Annotated in this window: 12 protein-coding genes; 7 read left to right on the top strand and 5 right to left on the bottom strand. The window is 67.7% G+C overall.

Annotated elements, in window-relative coordinates; genetic code table 11:
• From R3E10_11910 to R3E10_11925, 4 genes are all read right to left on the bottom strand, one after another.
• Positions 1–1,626, bottom strand: a complete 1,626-nt coding sequence (locus R3E10_11910; protein ID MEZ4416441.1) for a hypothetical protein — start codon at positions 1,624–1,626, stop codon at positions 1–3.
• Positions 1,627–1,795: 169 nt separating this feature from the next.
• Entirely contained in the window at positions 1,796–3,661 is a 1,866-nt protein-coding gene (locus tag R3E10_11915) for a S8 family serine peptidase (GenBank protein ID MEZ4416442.1), read from the bottom strand.
• Between the two features lie 258 nt (positions 3,662–3,919).
• Positions 3,920–5,143 (bottom strand): hypothetical protein, encoded by a 1,224-nt coding sequence (locus R3E10_11920; GenBank protein ID MEZ4416443.1) that lies wholly within the window; start codon positions 5,141–5,143, stop codon positions 3,920–3,922.
• A 19-nt stretch (positions 5,144–5,162) separates the two neighbouring features.
• Positions 5,163–8,378 carry a glycosyl hydrolase gene (locus R3E10_11925; protein MEZ4416444.1) on the bottom strand — a complete coding sequence of 1,072 codons (3,216 nt, stop codon included), beginning with the start codon at positions 8,376–8,378 and terminating at the stop codon, positions 5,163–5,165.
• Between the two features lie 169 nt (positions 8,379–8,547).
• Between R3E10_11925 and R3E10_11930 the strand changes: the two genes are divergently transcribed.
• From R3E10_11930 to R3E10_11940, 3 genes are all read left to right on the top strand, one after another.
• Complete coding sequence (locus R3E10_11930) at positions 8,548–9,309, top strand: hypothetical protein (protein MEZ4416445.1); 762 nt, start codon at positions 8,548–8,550, stop codon at positions 9,307–9,309.
• A gap of 165 nt (positions 9,310–9,474) precedes the next feature.
• The gene (locus R3E10_11935; GenBank protein ID MEZ4416446.1) at positions 9,475–12,405 is read left to right on the top strand and encodes a M14 family zinc carboxypeptidase; all 2,931 of its coding nucleotides are present in this window, start codon (positions 9,475–9,477) and stop codon (positions 12,403–12,405) included.
• A gap of 162 nt (positions 12,406–12,567) precedes the next feature.
• On the top strand, positions 12,568–13,698 hold the full coding sequence (locus R3E10_11940) for a histidinol-phosphate transaminase (GenBank protein MEZ4416447.1): 1,131 nt from the start codon (positions 12,568–12,570) through the stop codon (positions 13,696–13,698).
• Positions 13,699–13,791: 93 nt separating this feature from the next.
• On the opposite strand, the gene R3E10_11945 is transcribed toward R3E10_11940, so the two are convergent.
• Complete coding sequence (locus R3E10_11945; protein ID MEZ4416448.1) at positions 13,792–14,256, bottom strand: hypothetical protein; 465 nt, start codon at positions 14,254–14,256, stop codon at positions 13,792–13,794.
• A 172-nt stretch (positions 14,257–14,428) separates the two neighbouring features.
• Between R3E10_11945 and R3E10_11950 the strand changes: the two genes are divergently transcribed.
• From R3E10_11950 to R3E10_11965, 4 genes are read left to right on the top strand one after another with little or no spacing between them, the layout of a single operon-like run.
• Entirely contained in the window at positions 14,429–14,935 is a 507-nt protein-coding gene (locus R3E10_11950; GenBank protein ID MEZ4416449.1) for a hypothetical protein, read from the top strand.
• Between the two features lie 35 nt (positions 14,936–14,970).
• Positions 14,971–16,668, top strand: a complete 1,698-nt coding sequence (locus R3E10_11955) for a sulfatase-like hydrolase/transferase (protein MEZ4416450.1) — start codon at positions 14,971–14,973, stop codon at positions 16,666–16,668.
• Between the two features lie 8 nt (positions 16,669–16,676).
• A complete protein-coding gene (locus R3E10_11960; GenBank protein MEZ4416451.1) occupies positions 16,677–18,086 on the top strand; it encodes a hypothetical protein in 1,410 nt (469 codons plus the stop codon).
• A 29-nt stretch (positions 18,087–18,115) separates the two neighbouring features.
• Entirely contained in the window at positions 18,116–19,813 is a 1,698-nt protein-coding gene (locus tag R3E10_11965) for an amidohydrolase family protein (protein MEZ4416452.1), read from the top strand.
• Positions 19,814–19,869: the final 56 nt, after the last annotated feature.

Here is a 19,869-nt window from a genome sequence, read left to right on the forward strand (position 1 = left end):
TCAGCGCTCGCCGCACCCCGGCATGCGGAACGCACCGATGCGGGTCGAATACGTTTCGGCCTCCCGCTGGTAGTAGTCGCCCACGTACCAGATCGTGCAGTCGTCGAGCGGGTCGACCGCGGTCTGCGTGTAGTCCTCCCAGCGAAGCGTGGCGGTCTGCGATCCTTCTCCGTCGACCAGGACCGTCTCGGCGAATGTGAGCTGGCCCGCTGGGTCGCCCGGAGCGCGACCCGCGAAGCGCTGCCCGGGGAAGTGCGGTGTTCCGCCGAACGAATAGCCGATGCCGATATTGCCGAAGCGATCGAGGGCAGGGCTTGCCATCCACCGGTAGGACGTGTCCGGTGCGAACGTCCCTTGTTGACGCAGCGAGAGTGTTCGGTCGGCCCGGACGTCCAGCTCGTACCAGCGTACCCCACCCGAGCCCGCGCTGGTCGCCACGGAATGCACGGCCACGATGCTCTCCCGGTCTCCCAGGTTCCGGTAGACCACCCGCGCCATCAACTTGTCGCCCTGGGAGTCGAGGTGGCGGTCCGTGCCGGGCTGGCGCACGCAGGTGGTGAGCTGCCCGTCACACAGGAAGTGATAGGGCGCGACGTTCACCTTGGTGGGGCCCCGCAACCGCGTGTTGGCCGGGTCGTCCCAGTCTACATGAAAGCTCCACGCGTACAGGCCGTCGTCGTCGAAATCGCCTTGGAGCTGCATGCCTCCGGTGGCCAGCACCGGGTTGGGCGCGCCCGGGGGAGGAAGCGCACTGCCATCCAGATCGGCATTGTTCAGGAATGCCACGTCGGCGATCACCAGGCACTGCTCGCTGGCCGGCTCTCCGCGCAGCATGCGCGTCCGGTCCGCCACGCACGCGTGCTTTTCGATCACGTCATCGCCCGTGCTTGTGGGAACGTACCACCCGTCGGGCCACACCGCCGGCCGCGGATAGTCGGGAAAGAGGGGGCGCAGGAACTCGTAGCGGTACCAGGCCCCGAGCGGGTCGGACGTGGCGCTCACGGCATAGCACATCGCGTAGGGACCCTCTTCCGGAGGCGGACGCTCCTGCGTTCGCTGCTGCTCGGCAGCGGGAGGCGGCGGAGGGGGCACATACAGCGGCACCGCCGGCCCCGGTTGGCCGACCACGCCTGGCGGGCTGACGTAGGCTTCCTCACGGGCAGTCCAGAGCGGCGGCTGGTCCGGCCGGGAGGGACCCCGCCGGAAGAGGGGTAGGACGAGCAGCCAACGCTCGGCCAGCTGGTCGTAGCGCACCACCGCGTCGCCCGAAAGGATCTGTTCGCAGAGGCCGCCCTGTCCGCGGAACACCGTGTTGGTGGGCACCGCTCCATAGAGCACGGTGCCGCTGCGATCGAAGACGGCCATCCGCGAATTGACCGTTTGCACGACGTGTTCCGGGCCAACCGCGAGGCTGTTGTCCGAGGGATTGCGACCCGCGTACGGGCCCTGCGGTCCGTCGAACCCCACGCCCAATCCGTCGAACGCGGTCACCAAGCGGGCACCGGGAAGCGTGCCCGGCCGGGTCTGCTCGATGGCGGCCGTCGGGTCGGGGGGCAGCTCGGTGCCGGAGCACGCCACGGTGAGCGCGGCTGCTGCGATCATAGGCGTTGTGGCGAGAGTGCGCATGGCGAGCTCGGGACAAGGGAGGGCGGCTCGGGCAGAGTGCGCGCCAGGGCTGGCGGCCGCCAGGGGCGCCCAGCGCACACCAGAATGCGTCACGAGCGCATGAACGCGAAGGGGGTGGCGGAGTCTCCTCCGCCACCCCCTCGTGGACCGTCTTCCTGGTGAGCTGCGATCAGCGCGTGATCGTCACCGTATTCGTGCAGACGCTGCTCCCGGCCTCGCAGACCTGATACGCGTGGCTTCCAGGACTGGGCGTGTCCCGGTAGCTGCTCCCGCTCACGCCATTCATCAGGGCCGCTCCGTCCCGGAAGACGTCGAACAGGCTGGCCGAGCTGCCGGACCAGTTGAGGCGGACGCCCGTGCGGCCCTGCAGCGACGCGCTCAGCTCGAACGCGGCGGGCGGTGGAGGCGGCGGGGGCGGCGATGCCGAGGGGCCGTCGCAGGACTCTGCGTTCGCGCTCGCATCATACACCATTCCCGCGCCCGCGACGGACGTCACGCAGAACACGAGCGCGTCCGATTCACGCACGTTGCGCAAGCCGCCGGAGCCGACAGACGCCGTGCCGCTTCCGTCCGTCACACCCGAGGTGCCGGCCTTCGCGCTGGTACCGTTCACCTTCCAGTCCCCGGTGACCGTGGCACCGCTGGCTGCGTTCCCGTCCGCGTCCTCGATCACCACCGTGGCGGTGCCGCTGGCGTTCTTGCGGCTGTAGCTGGCGCTGACGTCGATGCTGGCGACGTGTACCACCTTGTCTGCCGGAGGCGGTGGGGGCGGCGGCGAGCCTCCCAGCAGCGTGTAGAGCAGGAGGTTGGGCGATCCGCTCCCGATTCCCGAGAGCACGCCGCTCGTCGCATTCGTAAGGATCAGCGAGGAGACCTGCGAGGCACTCAAGCTCGGGTCGGAAGCGCGCACCAACGCGGCGGCGCCCGCCACGTGCGGTGTCGCCATCGACGTGCCGTTCCAGGTGCCGGTGGAGACATCCGAGCTGTTGGTGGACGACGTGATCGCCGAGCCCGGCGCGAACAGATCCACACAGGTACCGTAGTTGGAGAAGCTCGAGCGCTGGTCGGCGGACGTGCTGGCGCCCACCGTCAACGCCGCGCCTGCCGAGGCAGGTGATTTGGTGCAGGCATCGGTGTTCTCATTTCCGGCTGCGACCGCGAAGACCACGCCCGAGGCGACCGCGTTGGCCACGGCGGTGTTCAGCGCGGAAGAGACGCCACCGCCCAGACTCATGTTGGCCACAGCGGGGTCGGTGCGATTGGCGGCGACCCAGTCGACACCGCCGATCACCGCGCTGTAGGAGCCGCTACCGTTGCAGTCCAGGACGCGCACCGCGTGCAGGCGCACGCCCTTGGCGACCCCGTAGGTGGATCCCCCGATGGTTCCGGCCACGTGCGTGCCGTGTCCACCGCAGTCGCCGTTGTTGGTCATCTCACGACCGTCGAGGATGAAGTTGGCGTCGAAGGTGGCGCGCCCACCGAACTCGCTGTGCGTGGTCCGAATACCGGTATCGATCACATAGGCGTGCACACCGGACCCGTCATTCTCGTACGTATAGCTTCCGTCGAGCGGGAGGTTGATTTGGTCCACGCGGTCCAGCCCCCAGGTTGGGTTCAGCTGTGTGGCGATGCTGAAGGCAACTTGATCGGGCTCGATGGAGACGACGTTGGGGTTCCGACGCAATGCGTCGACGGCCGCATCGGACAGGGGGGCGGCGAAGCCCTTCAGTGCGGTTTCATATACGAATGTGGGAGCCGAACCATGTGGCCCGGTGAGTCCGCGCGCGAGGCCTGGAACGTCCCGCACGGACGGGTCCAGGACCACGATCCAGCGGCCCGGGATGGTGGTTGCCACTGCCTGACCCTGGGCGGCGGACGCGGCCGACGTCGTCAGGTCGAGGCCGGTGTGCCCCGGGGCCGACGGAGAGTCCTCCGTGGCACAAGCCGCGAGCGTCAGGATGGCCGCGCTTGCCCAGCGGGTCCAGCGCAGACTCGACCTGAGGGGAATCCTGCGGTGACGAGAACGAACAGTCATGCGAAATCGACTCCAGCGGTGTGGCGCAAATGCACCGGGGAAAGAACGGGTCGCCCGAGGGGCAGCAAGAAGCGCGCAGGACAGGGAGTCTGTCGGGGGCGTGCCTCACGTGGGCGATGGACACCGGGCGCGCTGCGTCACGAAGCTCCCGACGCCCTTACCACACGACCGCCTGAGCGGAAAGCAGGTCCCCATGCGGTCACCTTGTACCTGTTGCTGCGGAGCCTCATGCCCCGGGTGCCGCGTCGTCGGGGCCGCTCAGTGTGGGGGAAGCGTGTAGAGGTCCAGGTATTCGACGTCGAGCTCGTCGGTGGAGACGCCCAGGATCCACTCGTCGCCCAGGGCGAGGGGTTTGAATCGGCGAGGATGTCGGGCTCGTGCCACCACGTCAGTCCCGTCCGGCGCCAGCAGGAGCCACTGCGCGTCGGCATCGGGGAGATCCTCCCGCAGGTAGTCCTGCAGCCAGATGCGACCGCCGGGGTCGACGAGCATGCGGGAGAAGGGTGCGAAGGCGGGGGAGACCGGTTGGTAGCGGAAGAACTCCTCGACGTAGTGCCGGGCCTGTGCGTCCGCTGCGGCGCCGGCGAGATGCACCGACTTCAGCCGCTCGATGTCTTCCGGTCGAATGGTGCGATCGGGCCCGCTCCAGCGCACGATGCGTTCGAGGGCCTGGCCGGGACCGTAGCGTTCGATCTCGTAGGCCTCGTTGGCGGAGAACCAGACCGCGCCGTCCCACGGTGCGAAGAGGGCCAGGTCGTCGAAGAGGGCAGGGGAGAAGGCCGTGTTGGGGTCGTTCCCCTCCGCGTATTGCGTATCCAACACAAACGTGCCGAATCCTCGGTTCGACTCTCCTTCGGTATTGACGGCGCCCAGGCGAGAGTAGGCTTCGAGGATCAGTGGATCCGCCTCCCGAGACGACGAGCGCACTTCGTACAGCACCTCATCCGACGCGAGCAGTCCCCAGGTGAGCAGTTGGCCCTCGACTCCAAGCACGGACGCAGTGCGCACGAACTCGCCTCGCGGCCCCAGCACCGTCAGCCGGCCCGTCCCCGGATCGGAAACCAGGATGGAATCACCAGGCAGCACCGTGAGTGCCCACGGAAAGCGGAACTCCCCGGGTCCCTCCCCGTTGCCGCCAGCGGTCCACAGGTGCGCTCCGCTCTGCGTGAACGCCCGGACCTCGCGGGAGCTCTTGTCGAGACCGAGCACCGTGCCATCGGACAGCCGACCCGCGCCGTCCAAGCGACTCCACTGGCGCGCGGGATCCCCTTCCACCACACCGATCCGCAGTCTGGGCTCGTCCTCCAGCACCCAGGTCGGTAACGCCGCATAGTCCAACACGCCCAGGTCCACGATCGTGACACCGGCGCTGTCGGTCACCGTCGCGTGGGAGCGCGCTGCCTCTTCAACGCAGGCGGCGGACGCGAGACACGTCAGCGCCACCCGCGCCACACGGTCCCCCGCCCGCCGCCGTGACCTCACGACGTCGCCACCTTCCGCGCTACATCACCGGGCACGGTCCTTCCGGTTTGCAATTGGGGTTGATGGCGGGCAACCCCAGTCGTTGCAGCTCGCGGTTCACGGCGGCCAGATCGGTGGCCCAGATCTGCTCCAGCCGGTCCGTATAGCCCTTCAGCTCATCGGTGAGGATCCCCAGGATCTCCGGCATCATGTTGCCCGGCCGACCATCTCCGCGCTCCGCCATCGACATGAGGTTGGCCAGTCGGTTGTTCACCTTGATGGGGAAGTTGAGCGGATCCTGGCCACTGCGGTTGCGGACCTGGTAGATGTTGCCCTCCACCTCGGAGGCGTTGCCTTCCAGTGTCTCGGCTGCCGAATGCAGGCGTCCGTCGTCCGAGCGGCCCAGGCGGTCCTCGAGCTGACCCTTCACGTTGCGGATGGCGATCACGGAGCGGTTGGCTTCCGTCACCTTGTTCCGTACCTCCTTGGAGAACTGGTACTGCGCGATCAGGTCCGCGTCCGTGACGTCGGTGATCCAGGGGTTGCGCTCGATGGTCACCGGTGCGGTGACCGTGTGATTGTCCGCCGTCAAGCGCGCCGTATAGCGCCCCGGAGGAAGTGCGGGTCCACTGGAGCGCACACCCCAGTAGATCATGCCCGGGAACACTTCGAAGCCGTCCGCGCGCAGATCCCAGGCGATGTGGCTGATACCGGCCTTCAGCGGCAGATCGGGCCCGCCGCGGTAGCGCGCCGCGGGGTCGGGCGCAGCGGTCGAGTCGGGCGTGGTCGTGTCCGCCTGGAACGTCCGCACCACCTCGCCGGAGGCGTCCAGGATCTCCAGCGTGGCCCAGCTGGGTTTGTCCTTGAGCCACCAGCTCAGGATGAGCGGCGCGCCCGAGCGAATCCCTGTGGCGGGTGTGAACAGCTTGGCCGGCGCATTCGTCAGGTCGGCAGTCATCTGCCGCAGGGGCGCGATGTTGTCGAGGATCCAGAAGCTGCGGCCGTGGGTGCCGATGACCAGCTCGTTGTCCTCCACGATGAGGTCCGCCACCGGAACGTCGGGCAGATTGGGATTCAGCTCCTGCCAGTGGGCGCCATCATCGAAGGAGACGTACACGCCATGTTGGGTGGCCGCGTAGAGCAGCCCCGCTCGAGTGGGATCCTCGCGCACGGCGTGCACGTAGGCATCGGCCCGGATGCCATTCACGATCTTCGTCCACGTCTGCCCGTAGTCGGACGTCTTCCAGATGTAGGGCGCGCGGTCGTTCAGCAGGGGCCGGCGCATCGAGACGTAGGCCCGCCCGGTCTCGAAGGCGGATGCGTCGATCTGACTCACCCGGCCGAAGTCCGGCAGGTCGGGCGGCGTCACGTTGGTCCAGGTGGCGCCGCCATCCCGGGTGACGTGCACCAGGCCATCGTCCGAGCCGGTCCAGATCACGTTGACGTCCCGCTTGCTGGGTCCGACCGCGAAGATGGTGGCGTAGACCTCGGGCCCGTTCATGTCGCCCGTGATCGGACCGCCCGACTTCTGCAGCGTCATGGGGTCGGCGCGGGTGAGATCGTCGCTCAGCCGCTGCCAGGTGGTGCCGCCGTCCTGCGTCATCCACAGCCGTTGGGACGACACGTAAAGGCGCGTGGGGTCGACCTTCGAGAACAGGATCGGGAAGGTCCACTGCCAGCGCTCCCGGATCTCGATGGCGGGCTCGCCGGAGTAGAACCAGGGATAGGGGTTCACTTCCCGGGAGGTGCCCAGGCGCCGATTGAACTTGTCGACGTAGGATCCGTTGTTGGTGCCGGAGTAGAACTGGTCCAGGTCCAGTGGATCGGGGGCGATGTAGCCCGGCTCACCTCCGCCGGCCACATAGGAGAGCGCAACGGAGCCGGCGGTCATGTCGCCGCCGCGACCTCCACCCCCGCCTCCGCCGAAGCCTCGATTGGCCGCGAACCCGTACCGTCCGGCATTCCAGTCGGACGGCGTGCACATGGTGCTGTTGTCCTGCTGTGAGCCGCACACGTGATAAGGGATGTGCTCGGTGGTGATGGCGTGGTAGAACTGTGCGGTCGGGTAGTCCTCCGCAGTCCAGGCGCCCCCGGTGTTGGTGGAGACCGCGCCGCCACCGTCGTTCCCCACCACCAGATGGTCCGCGTTGTCCGGGTCGATCCAGAAGTCGTGGAAATCCCCGTGCGTGCCGTTGTTGATCGTCTCCAGCGTTTTTCCGCTATCCGTGGACCGGAAGAGGGAGGTGTTCTCGAGGTAGACCACATCCTCGTCGTGGGGGTCGGCGAAGACGTGCGTGTAGTAGAAGGCCCGCTGGCGGATGGAGCGGTCGTCGTTCGCCAGCGTCCAGGTGGCCCCCGCGTCGTCGCTGACGAACAGGCCGCCGTTGTCGTTCTCCACCAGGGCGTAGACACGATTGGAGTTGGCGCGCGAGACAGACACGCCGATCCGCCCCACCAGTCCTTCCTGGGGCAGGCCGGAGTTGCGGGTGATCTCCGTCCAGTGCTCGCCGCCGTCCGTGCTCTTGAACAGGCCGCTGCCAGGGCCACCGCTCGACATCTGGTATTCCTTGCGGTAGGCCTCCCACAGGGATGCGTACATCACGTTCGGGTTGTTGCGGTCGATGCTGATGTCGATGGCGCCGGTCTTCCCGTTGCGGAACAGCACCTTGCGCCAGGTGGTGCCGCCGTCGGTGCTCTTGAAGACACCCCGCTCATCGCTGTCGACGCTGTACTTGCCGAAGACGGCTGCGAAGACAATGTCAGGGTTGGTGGGGTGGATGCGGATCTTGGAGATCGCGTCCACGTTCTGGAACGCGACGTGTTCCCATGTCTCCCCGGCGTCGCGGCTCCGGTAGATCCCGTCTCCGGGCATGATGTTGCCACGGATGCAGGTCTCACCGGTCCCGATCACCACGAAGTCCGGATCGGTTTCACTGACCGCCACGGCACCGACGGAAGCCGAGGTGATCTTGTGGTCGGTCACCGGGGCCCAATTCTCACCCCCGTCGGTGGTCTTCCAGAGGCCGCCGCCCACCGCGCCGAAATAGGCCTCGTCGGGCCGGCCCCGGACACCGGTCACGGCGATCGAGCGCCCGCCGCGGTCGGGCCCGATGTTGCGCCAGCGGTAGTAGTCGAGAACGGTCTGGTCGAGGGTCACGGCCCCGGGGGCCTGCTGGCCCTGCAGGGCGGGCGCGGCGAGGAGCGTGAAGCCCCCGATCAGGGCCGCTGCTGACAACGGGAATCGTGCGCGTCGCATGCTCGTATTGTCCGGATTCACGGGTGGGTCGAGAAGACGGGGGGCAAGGTAGGGACCGGAGTGGGTCCGTGCACGACCCCGGGGGACCCCAAGGGGTAGGGAACCGCACCGGCGCGGGACGGCAGCACCGCATGCGGGTGGCACCGGGGCCTGCGGAGGGAGCAGCACAATGGAAAGGCCAGCCAATCCGGGGCGGGCGTGCCGCGTGGGCCCGTCGGCGGTGGGGGTCGCGCTCACGCTTCTGGCTCCCGTCGCCCTGTCCGCGCAGGGCGCGGGCCCGCGCGTCGAGATTCACGCCTACGGGGGTCGCTCCTGGACCCAACCTTCCGATCTGGTGCTGTCCTCCGGGCCGCGCCGCATCGAGCTTCGCGATGTCGCGTGGAGAGAGGAACCCTTCCAGCAGCCCCTCTACTGGGGCGCTCGCCTGCTGCTCTGGTTGCCCGGAGGCGCCTGGGGCGCCCTGGTCGACTTCACGCACGCGAAGCTGACCGCCACTGCGAGCCAACCGGTGCGCACGGTGGTGCGTGGGGAGGGGGCACCACTCGATCTGGTTCAGCCGCTCGGTGAGACGATCGAGCGCTTCCGGATGACACACGGCTACAACATCGTCACGCTCGGGGGGCTGGGACGGTTCGGCAACGGGCGACGGGTGAGTCCCTATGTCGGGCTGGGCGGCGGCGTAGTCATCCCTCATGTGGAGGCGCTCATCCAGGGGGCTGCCACGAGCAGATACCAGTGGGGCGGCTTTGCGGCCCGGGCCACCGCGGGCCTTGGGATCGGCGTGGTGGGGAGACTCCGACTGTTCTGCGACTACGGCGTGGTCCTCGCGCGCAGTGAGCTGGTGGTGGAACCGACCAGCACGCTGGAGGTGCCGGCCCTCACCCACACGCTGAATCTGGGGCTGGCGGTACGGCTCCTCGGGGCCGACTGACCGGTCGGAAGCGTCGGTCGGCCACGGGGGGACCGGCGAGCTGACCTTGGACGGCGCACCAGGGCGCTTCCCGGCCGCCAACTCCACCTTGCGGACCCCTCCCCGGGCCAGTAGTCCAAGAAAGGCCGGTCCGCTCCGGTCCATGCACACCTCCAGGGGGGTTCCATGTCTCGCTGCATCCGTCCGGCGCGCGCACTTCTCCGTGCGCTCGCCGTCTTGGCTGTCTTTCCGGCTTTGGGCCAAGCCCAGCAGGCCGTCGACGAGGAGTATACGCGGCTGATCGCCGAGCACCTGAAAGACAGTCGCATCACGACCGAGCTGGTGGACTATCTGCCCGCCTCGGCGACCGTGCCGACGCCGCTCGCTTTCCATGGCCGCATCATTGGTACCCCAGGCGAGTTGACCTACGCCGCGGACATCCATCGCTACCTCCGGGCCATCGCCGACGCCTCGCCCCGCGCCACCGTCTGGTCGATCGGTCAGACCGAGGAGGGGCGTGAGATGGTGCTCATGGCCATCGCCGATGAGGCCACCATCCGCGATCTCGAGCGCTACAAGGGCTACCTGCGGGAGCTCACCGATCCCCGGGTCACGTCGGAGGAACGGGCGCAGCAGCTGGTCGAGAGCATGGCCAAGCCCCTCTACTGGCTGACCTCGGGGATGCACTCGCCGGAGACGGGCGGACCGGAAATGCTCCAGGAGCTCGCCTATCGGCTGGTGGTGGACGAGAGTCCGTTCGTCCAGTCCATCCGTGACAACGTGATCACGTTCATCACGCCGGTCATCGAAGTAGATGGGCGCGAGAAGCAGGTCGACACCTACTACTTCAACAAGGAGCGAGGAGAAGACGAGGTCCGGCTCCCGTTGATGTACTGGGGCAAGTATGTGGCCCATGACAACAACCGTGACGGCATGGGCATGCTGCTCCAACTCACGCGCAACGTGCTCGGTGTGCAATTGGAATGGGCTCCGACGGTGATGCACGATCTGCACGAGGCCCAGAACTACCTCTACACCTCCACCGGGACGGGTCCCTACAATGAGGCCTTCGATCCCATCACGGTCGGGGAGTGGTGGGTGCTGGCCGAGAACGACGTCATCGAGATGACCAAGCGCGAGGTACCCGGCGTCTGGACCTACAACTTCTATGACGGTTGGACTCCCAACTACATGTTCACCATCGCCCACGCCCACAACGCGACAGGGCGGTTCTACGAAGTGGCCAGCTATGGGCCCGACACGCGGACGCTGCGCCTGAACGGCAGCGCGATCAGCCGGGAGTGGTTCCGCCCCAATCCCCCGCTGGCCGAGATCGAATGGGGTCCCCGCAACAACACGAACATCCAGGAGTCGGCCGTCCTGTTCTCGCTCAAGTACATGGCGGACCATCGTTCCTGGTTCCTCGAGAACTACTGGCTCAAGAACAAACGGTCGGTGGACAAAGGAAAGGAGGGGCCGGTCTTCGCTTGGGTGATTCCGGCGGAGCAGCGCCGCCGGGCGGACGCTGCCCAGGCGGTCAACGACCTGAGGTTCCAGGGCCTCGAGTTCCACAGGGCCGACCGGGACTTCGAAGTCGGGGGCACGACGGTAGCCAAAGGGGACTACATCGTGCGCGCGGATCAACCCTTCCGCACGCTGGCCGACATGTACTTCTCGCTGCAGGCCTTCAGCCTGGAGAACCCGCGGCCCTACGACGACACGGGATGGACGTTCCAGTTGATGCGCAATCTCGAGCTGAAGACCATCGAAGATGCCGGCGTCCTGGAACAGCCCATGAGCAAGGTGACCTCCGACGTGCTCGCCGCCGGCGGCGTCAGCGGCAGAGGCGACGTGCTGGTCGTCGATCACACGACAGACGCCAACCTCATGGCGTTCCGCTATCGTCACGCCGGTGTGTCCATGCAGGCGGCGGAACGCGACTTCGACCTGGACGGCCACAGCTTCCGGGCGGGTGCGTTCATCATTCCCGCCGCCGATCGGACGGTGTTGGAGCCGACGCTTCAAGAGTTGGGACTCTCGGCCTGGGCCACGCGTGCCGTTCCGGACGTACCCATGCACGAGCTGGACCTGCCCCGCATCGGCTATGTGCACTCGTGGCAGCGCACGCAGGACGAGGGATGGGTCCGGGCGGCACTCGACACCTATGGCGTGCCCTACACCTACTTCTCCGATCAGAAGCTCAAGGACGGCAACCTACGGTCGCGCTACGACGTGATCATCTATCCGCACGTGGGCGGGAGCGCGCAGTCCCAGGTGAACGGCATTGCCAAGACGGGTGAGATGCCGCTCCCCTACAAGCGGACGGAGTCCACTCCGAACCTGGGCGGGATCGACGAGAGTGACGACATCCGTGGTGGCATGGGGTGGGAAGGGTTGGTGGAGCTGGCGCGCTTCGTTCAGGACGGTGGCACGCTGATCACCGAAGGGGCCACGGCGAGCATCTTCCCGGAGTACGGGATCCTGAGCGGCGTGCGCGCCGAGGACGCGGAGGGGCTGATCGCACCGGGTTCGGTCCATCGAGGGATGATCACCGACAAGAGCAGCCCCATCATGTACGGATACACAGGCGATCAGCTGCCGGTGTACTTCAAGGGTGATGTGGTGTTGGCGGTGGGAGGGAACGCGGGCGGCTTCGGCTTCGGTCGGGGCGGCGGACCCTGGCAGAATACCACGCCGATGGCGACCAAGCCGCGCCTCTCCCCGTACGAGCTGCCGGCCGAGAACGCCGGCACCGACCGGCGTGAGCGGCCCCAGGCCGACGAAGCAGCCGACTTCCGGCGCCTGGCCCGTCAGTTCGGCGTGGGCGGCGACGACGAAGAGAGCAGCCCCCGGGTGGTGATGTCATTCCCGCAGCAGGCGGACCGCATGCTGTTGAGTGGCGCCTTGGGTGGGGGCCAGGCACTTCAGGGTAGGGCCCAGATCGTGGATGCCCCCCTCGGCGCCGGGCATGTGGTGATGTTCGGGATCCGGCCCTTCTGGAGATGGCAGACGCAGGGCACCTACTTCCTCGGGTTCAATGCCATCCTGAACTGGAACGACCTCGACGCCCGTCCCGAGGCGGTGACGGCGGCCGAGGAGGGTGGGAGAGGGAACTAGCCGGTCGCGGAAGAGGGGCTAGGCGCCCCGCCCGCGCCGCCGCAGAAGGCGCGAACGGCCCGCACCCCCCGGTGTGGGCCGTTCGACGCTATCTGCCTCCCTTTCGAGGAGGCCCGCCGCGCCGCACATTGGCGGCTCGACCCACGAACCACAGGAGGGAGCATGGATCGCCGCGGCTTCGTCACCACTGGAATGGCAGCCGGTCTCACCGGTGCCACGGCTTCCGGGAACGCGCTCGGTGCCCTGTTCTCTCGGTCCAGCCTCTGGCGGGTGGGGAAGACGCTGCCCAACGGTACCGTCAAGCTGTCTTCGAACGAGAACCCGCTCGGGCTCTCGCCGTCGGCCCGGGAGGCGTTGGTCGAGGCCATCGTCGATGCCAACCGCTATCCGCAGTCCGGCCCGCTCATGGACGAGCTGGCCCGCTACCTGGGCGTCCGGCCGGAGAACCTCACGCTGGGCTTCGGCTCGACCGAGATCCTGCAGGTGGTGACCCAGGCGTATCAAGGACCCAACGTCCCGCTCATCATCGCCGAGCCCACGTTCGAAGACATCTCCGACTATCAAGACACGATGCCGTTCGAAGTGGTGGCGATTCCGCTGACCAGCGATCTGCAGCACGATGTGGGGCGCATGCGGGAAGCATCGAGGCGGCGGCCTTCGGTGGTCTACTTCTGCAATCCCAACAACCCTACCGGCACGGTCACCTCGGCCCGCGACATCGATGCCTGGATCGCGGATGCGCCCGAGACCACGACCTTCGTGATGGACGAGGCCTATCTCGAGTACGTCGACGACGCCGCCTATGCGCACTGTCTGCACTGGATCGACAGCAAGCCCAACGTGATCGTGGTGCGCACCTTCTCGAAGATCTTCGGAATGGCCGGCCTGCGGCTCGGCTACGCCGTGACACATCCCGACACGGCCGTGCGGCTGCGGGAGCACACCGTACAGAACAGCCCCAACGTGCTGGCCAGCGCCGCCGGGATCGCATCGCTCAAGGATGCGGGCCTCGTGGAACGGGGCGTGGCGGTGAACGCCGAAGCCAGGGCCATCACCCAGGCGACCCTGGACCAGTTGGGGCTCGAATACCTTCCCACCAACACCAACTTCATCATGCACCGAATCAACGGTGACCTGACCACCTACATCAATCGGATGCGTGACGCGGGGATCCTGGTGGGTCGGCGCTTCCCGCCCATGTTGGAGTGGAATCGCGTCTCGTTCGGACTTCCCAACGAGATGGACCGTTGGGCGGAGACGCTCAAGGATTTCCGGAAGAAGGGTTGGGTGTAGGTTTCAGGGCCCCACGTAGACGCGCGAGCCCAGGCGCTGCTGGAGCCGCGGCACGGACGCACCGTGCCGCGGCTTTCATTTGTGCACCCGCCCTCAGTGGATCCGTTCGTACGTCGCCTGTGTGAGCCGGTAGTTCCCTTCGCCGTCCCAGTTATGGTAGTCGTTCAGGATGGTGTTTCCGTCCTCGGACAGCTTGTTGATGATCATCTGCGTGACACGACCCTCGCGGCGCGTGACGATCTGGGTGACCCGGTCCGTCAGGAACACCACCGAGGTCTCGGTGCCATCCCGCCCCTGCACGGGCCGGAATTCACCATCGAAGAGGGTGGCGTAGCCCCATGTGGAGGTCTCCCCCCGCGCGTTGGTGGACTCCACCGTGATCTGCATGCCGCCGTCGCCCCAGGGCTGATAGGTCATGATGTTGAGCGCGGGCGGCGGTGCTTCCGACTTGAGCTTCCACCGGCCGAAGCGGGCCTCCGGGGATTGGGCGGCGGCGCTGGAGGCCACGGCCAGGGTGGCCGCGAGTACGGCGTTGACGACGACGGCGCGAGCGCGCATGGAGCATCTCCCCGTGGGGTGTGGGTCTGGGATCGGCAGGTGGGCAGGAGCGACCGCCGGCCCGCCGTGGGTCACAGTAGGGGGTGCGAGGCCGGGCGGCCAACCAGGGGATTGCAGAAGGATTCCCGGGGTGCTACCACAACGTAGGCACACCTGAGTGGAGGTTACCCCCATGGTCCGCTGGACAGCGGTCGCGGTGAGCTCGATGGCCCTCCTGGCCATCGGGTGTGGACGGGCCTCGGAACGGTCCGCCGAGCGCATGGTGGAAGAGGCCATGCGCGAGTCGGGAGCAGACGCAGCGGATGTCGACGTTTCCGAAGGGCGCATGCGCATTTCATCCGAACAGGAAGGACGGAGCACCACCATCGAGATGGGAGGCGGTTCGCTCCCGGAAGGATTCCCGGATGACGTGCCGATTCCGCCCGGAGCCCAGATCGCGGTCTCGATGATGTCGCAGGGGGAAGGCGCTTCCGTCACCCTGACTACGGACGACTCCGTACGGTCGGTCTACGACTACTACCTCGAGCATCTCGTGGACGAGGGGTGGGAAATCGATCAGAAGATGGAGGCGTCCGGGATGTTCATCCTCCACGCCACCAAGGACGAGCGCGAGCTGGCTGCCTCGATTGCCGGTGAAGGCGACGAGACCACGGTGACGCTGACCGTCTCGGACGGGTAACAGGGGCGGATCCACGGTTCTGTGCGGATCGAAGCATGGCGATCCGCTGGACGCTCCGCCTCCCGTTCCGCACCGATCGGGGGAAGCTGTGGGCTGCGCTGGCCGCGGTCCTCGGCCTTGCACTCGTGCGGCGACTGGTTGGAGCGGCGGACGCCGCCGAGGCGATTCGCGAGGCGTTGGTCGACGCCTGCATTCTGATCGGAATGGCGCTCGCCTGCGCCGGTGCCCAGGGTGCGGGGCGGCGAGGGGATCTGCGCGCGCTCCTGTTCGCCGCTGTGCTGGGCGGCTATGCGTCGGTCGTGTTCTGGCACGCGTACTTCTTCGGCATCGCCGCAGCGGATCGCTTCTCGGTGCTGGGCCTCTCGCTGGGGACGGTGGCTTTCTTCGTGCGCCATCTCGTCCCCCTGCGCGCCTGGCCACTCTTTGTCGGCTTCTGGGCTCTCGTGCTGTTCGCCGGAATGTCTGCTCGGTCAACGGGGCGCTCGGTTCCCCGATCGTGGCACCCGCGTGGACGGGGGGTGGCCCTGGTGGGTCTCGGCGTGATCGGGGCATGGGCTGCAGTGGAGCGCCATCCCTTGGCGGTGGCGCTTGAGGACGCGCGCTGGGTCCCGGCCCGTGCCTCGAGCGCGGAGGGACGGGTCTACGACACCGATGCGCTCGCCCCGGGGCTGCCTGAGCGGATGGCCGGCCCCGGCCCGTTCAAGAGGGTCCTGGTCTTCGTCATGGAGGGCGTGGACCTGAGCAGCTTCGAGGCCGCCCGCGTGCGCCTCGATCCAGCGCGCAGCTTCTTCGCCCGCGTGGAACCCTTCGCCACGCGCTATCGTGGGTACTTCACCGTCGATCAGGAGAGTCGCACGGCGCGCATCGCCATGCTGCATGGCCGCATGGTCCCCTACGAAGCGTACGACGCGGCCTGGAGTGAGCACTTCGGTCACCTGCTGCGCCAAGCGAGCCTGGTCGAGCGCCTGCAGGCAGCGGGGTGGAAGGCAGCGCTCGCCACCCCGCTCGCCGAGCTTCCCTGGGATCTGCGGGCGCCTGCCTGGGATCGTACGGTGGGCGCGGACGCGTCCGATCTACAGCGATCCGACGTCGTCTGTCTGGAACCCACCCGATTCGACCGAGGGTGCGAGGATCGCGTGCTCCTGGACCGGCTGGGCGCCATCCTCGCCGGCCCGGAGTCCTGGTTCCTGTTCCAGCCGTTCCTTTTCGGGCACACCGATGCGTGGGAAGCACGGACCGGTATCGAACGAGTCCGTTACTACGATCAGTATCTTGCGGAGATCCTCGATCGACTGGGAGCGGAGGGTGGTCTGCGGGAGACCTTGATCGTGGTGACTGCCGACCATGGCCCTCGCCGTCCGGAGGCGTTGCAGCACCGCGATGCCTACGAGGTCCCGCTGTGGTTCGTCCATCCTGGCTTCCCCTCTGAAGAACGTATGGGTCACTTCGCCAGCACCGAGCTGGGCGCCCTGTTGGCCGAAGCACTGGAGTCTGGCCGCCCGCCCGCGGCGCGGCACCGACCCCTGTTGATGGCGATGGGGCCCACCACCCGCTCCCTGTTCATGTGCGCCCGGTCGGATCAGGAGTTTGCCGTGCTGCAGATGTCGCGAAACGAGCGCGTGCAGGTCATCACCGCTTCCGGGGCCGATGGGGGCTTCGCGGTGGATTGCGCGCGCACGTTCTTCGACTACCGGGCCGGGTTCGACAAGGATCGCGACGGCATCGACTTCTAGGAGGCATTATGAGGGTGCGAGTACGCTGTCCCCTGCTGGTCGCGTTCGTCCTGCCCTGGCTCGGCGTGGGCCTGCAAGCGCAGAGCACACCATTGGCACCCTGGCTGGACGTCCCTGTGACCTGGATCCGATCGGGCACGCCCGAGCGCGTCGAGGTGGTCCCAGCCGACCTTGCTCGAGGCAGGACCTTCCGTCTGACCGTCCTGCCCCCGATTCGCTCGGAGGAGACGATCGCTGCGGCCTACGAGCGGACGATCGGGGAGCTCGGCGAGTGGCGGCCCGTCTTCCCACCCAGTGACCAAGGCTTCGGGAACGGCTGGCAGTTCCGCTACGGCGTCGGCGTGCTGCGCAGCGGGGGTGAGACCTACACCGCCTTGGTGGCCGTGGCGGGAAACGCTGGATGGGTGGCGCGCTTCTGGGCGATTGCCGACAGCGACGACACCTACAACCAGTATCAGGGCGCCATGATGACTGGCGTGTCCAGCGTCCAGGATCTCTCGGTCAGCGATGGCCCCCGCCAAGGCCCGGACGTGCCACTGATCGCCACCGACGCTCCCGCGCAGGAGCCCGGCGGCGCGACGCCCCCCGCGTCCGGACCGCGGACGACTCCGGGTCCGACCAGAACCACCGGACTGGTCCTGATCGCCCCCGGGTACGGGGAGTTCGGAAAGGGGATCACGGGTGCTTACCTCGGACTGGAGCGGGGGCTGCGCGCCAGCGCGGGGTCTGGAGGCATGGAGCTGTTGCTCGACCTGACCAACAACTTCCTCAGTGTGGGAGCCGACCCGGGTGCGCCGCAGCTTCAGACCAGCCTCGAAGACTACCCGGAGGTGGACCTCTTCCTGCCAGACCACCGCTACCGTCGCGGCCTGCCGATCCGTGGGCTGCGGTCGGATCTCGAGTGGGATCAGTCACAGCAGCCGTCGCGATGGGGGCGCTGGGATCTCGAAGGTGGACGGGTCGTCACTCGACGCGGCTCCTACGTCACCAGCTACGGAGTGGGGGAGGGCGTCCTGCTCTCCGAGCGGGATCGTCCCTGGCGCCGGATGCCACCAGAGGCTGAGTTGCGTTTGGAGGGGACGTTCGCGCGGGCCGACTTTCGTGACGCGGATGCACCCCGCTTGATCCTTCGCGAGGACGGGACGTACGAGGATCGCGGCGGCTTCCTGCGGATGGTGGGCTCGCCCTGGCATCTGGTGGTACCCGACGGTGACGCGATGATGGGGCAGTGGAGCGAAGCGGAGGCCGCACGCGCCCGAGGGCCGGGCAGGGGGACCTACGCGTTCAGCTACTTCACGCTCACCCTCCAGGACGTCGACGGCCGCGTGTGGCAGATCAACGCGTACGTGCCGCCGACGGAAACGCTCCCCCGGGCTCGCTATCTGGTGGTCAACGGACGGTTGCTCATGCGAGATTGATCCCGGCGCCAACCCGAAGGGGAGGGAACATGTCGCAGCGGTGGACACGCGCGTGGATCGTGCTGGCGGTTCTGGCCCTCCTCGCCGGGTGCGCGGTGCCCGATCCAGCGGACTGGGTGCTCGTGGGCGCGTCGGTGTTGACCGCTGATGAAGCGCTGCCAGAGGCGTCGGCCGTGGCCGTGCGCGACGGACGCATCGTGTTCGTGGGCTCGGACCGGGACGCCGAGCGCTGGATCGGCGCCGGGACCAAGGTCGACACGCTCGAGGGGCGATCGGTGGTGCCCGGCTTCATCGATGGACACGTCCACTTCAGCAGCGGATCGTCGCTGGTCCGAGGCGTGGACCTGACCGGCATCGTGGATCGGGCCGAGTGGGCACGGCGGATCCGTGCGCGTGCGGAAGAGCTGGGTCCGGGCGCCTGGATCGTCGGTGGCCGCTGGGATCATCTGCTCGAGCCCGGCGGGACCTGGCCGACGCGCGAGGAGCTGGACCGTATCGCTCCCGACAACCCCGTCGCGCTCTCGCACATCGACGGGCACTACCTCTGGACGAACACGCGGGCCTTGGAAATCGCGGGTGTCGATGCGCGCACACCCGATCCCGCGGGCGGTCAGATCCAGCGCGATCCCGTCAGCGGGCGGCCCACGGGGATCTTGCTGGAGACGGCCTCCGGGCTCGTCCAGCGCCATATCCCGCCACTGACGCCGGAAGAGGAAAGGGCGGTGCTGCGCGAAACCCTCGCGTACGCCAATTCGCTCGGGCTGACCGGTGGCCACGACATGGGTGGGACGGATCAGCTCCGGAGATACGCGGACCTCGCGCAGACCGGTGAGCTTCCGCTGCGAATCTGGTACGGCGCCATGGCAAGGGCGGGCGAGGGGGACGACCTCGAAGTGCTCCGCGATTCGTTGGACGAACAGATGGCTGCCCTCCATGCGGCGCAGGGTCCGATGGTGGCCCTGGGCTACGTGAAGCTCGTCGCCGATGGAGTCCTCTCTGCCTGGACCGCAGCCTTGCTTGCGCCGTACGCCGACAACCCAGAGGCACGGGGCCTGCCGCGCATGGAGGCCTCCGCCTTGGAAGACGCGGTGTTGCGCTACAACCAAGCAGGATTCCCCGTCGCGGTCCATGCCATCGGAGACGGTGCCGTTCGCATGTCCCTCGATGCGATGGAACGCGCTCGCAACACGGTGGGTCCGCTGTCTCGACCCAACCGCATCGAGCACATCGAGGTGGTGGACCCCGCGGACGTCCGGCGTTTCGCCGAGCTCGGCGTGTTGGCCTCGATGAACCCGCACCACTGCATCACCGGGATCGACGTCTACAACCATGCGCGTCTCGGAGACGAGCGCGTGGCCTGGGCCTTTGCCTGGGGACGGCTCCGTGACGCCGGGGCGTCCCTGGTGTTCGGGAGCGACTGGGCGACCGCCCCGCTCGATCCGCTACAGCAGCTGTACGCCGCTACGGTCCGTGAGAAGCCGTCGGGTGGACCGGCGGGAGGATGGCATCCCGACAACAAGGTCACCATGCCCGAGGCTTTGGCCGCCTACACTCTGGCCCCTGCCCGCGCGGCCGGTTGGGACGCCGAGATCGGCTCCGTCACCGTGGGCAAGTGGGCCGACCTGGTGGTCCTGGATGGCACGCTGCCTCGGTCCCCGGACCGCTCACTGCTGGAGCTGCGGGTGGCTCAGACCTACCTCGGGGGCAGCCTGGTCTACCAGCGCTGACCAGGGGCCCCCCGGTTTCCCGCGAGCCCCGCTTGGGTCTACGGCTCCTCCCAGGC

It is taken from the genome of Gemmatimonadota bacterium, assembly GCA_041390105.1.
Lineage (GTDB): Bacteria > Gemmatimonadota > Gemmatimonadetes > Longimicrobiales > Gaopeijiaceae > JAGQIF01.

Excerpts from the sequence above, each read along its gene's own strand:
- R3E10_11910 (MEZ4416441.1), bottom strand. The coding sequence starts at position 1,626 with ATGCGCACTCTCGCCACAACGCCTATGATCGCAGCAGCCGCGCTCACC.
- R3E10_11915 (MEZ4416442.1), bottom strand. The coding sequence starts at position 3,661 with ATGACTGTTCGTTCTCGTCACCGCAGGATTCCCCTCAGGTCGAGTCTG.
- R3E10_11925 (MEZ4416444.1), bottom strand. The coding sequence starts at position 8,378 with ATGCGACGCGCACGATTCCCGTTGTCAGCAGCGGCCCTGATCGGGGGC.
- R3E10_11930 (MEZ4416445.1), top strand. The coding sequence starts at position 8,548 with ATGGAAAGGCCAGCCAATCCGGGGCGGGCGTGCCGCGTGGGCCCGTCG.
- R3E10_11935 (MEZ4416446.1), top strand. The coding sequence starts at position 9,475 with ATGTCTCGCTGCATCCGTCCGGCGCGCGCACTTCTCCGTGCGCTCGCC.
- R3E10_11940 (MEZ4416447.1), top strand. The coding sequence starts at position 12,568 with ATGGATCGCCGCGGCTTCGTCACCACTGGAATGGCAGCCGGTCTCACC.
- R3E10_11945 (MEZ4416448.1), bottom strand. The coding sequence starts at position 14,256 with ATGCGCGCTCGCGCCGTCGTCGTCAACGCCGTACTCGCGGCCACCCTG.
- R3E10_11950 (MEZ4416449.1), top strand. The coding sequence starts at position 14,429 with ATGGTCCGCTGGACAGCGGTCGCGGTGAGCTCGATGGCCCTCCTGGCC.
- R3E10_11955 (MEZ4416450.1), top strand. The coding sequence starts at position 14,971 with ATGGCGATCCGCTGGACGCTCCGCCTCCCGTTCCGCACCGATCGGGGG.
- R3E10_11960 (MEZ4416451.1), top strand. The coding sequence starts at position 16,677 with ATGAGGGTGCGAGTACGCTGTCCCCTGCTGGTCGCGTTCGTCCTGCCC.
- R3E10_11965 (MEZ4416452.1), top strand. The coding sequence starts at position 18,116 with ATGTCGCAGCGGTGGACACGCGCGTGGATCGTGCTGGCGGTTCTGGCC.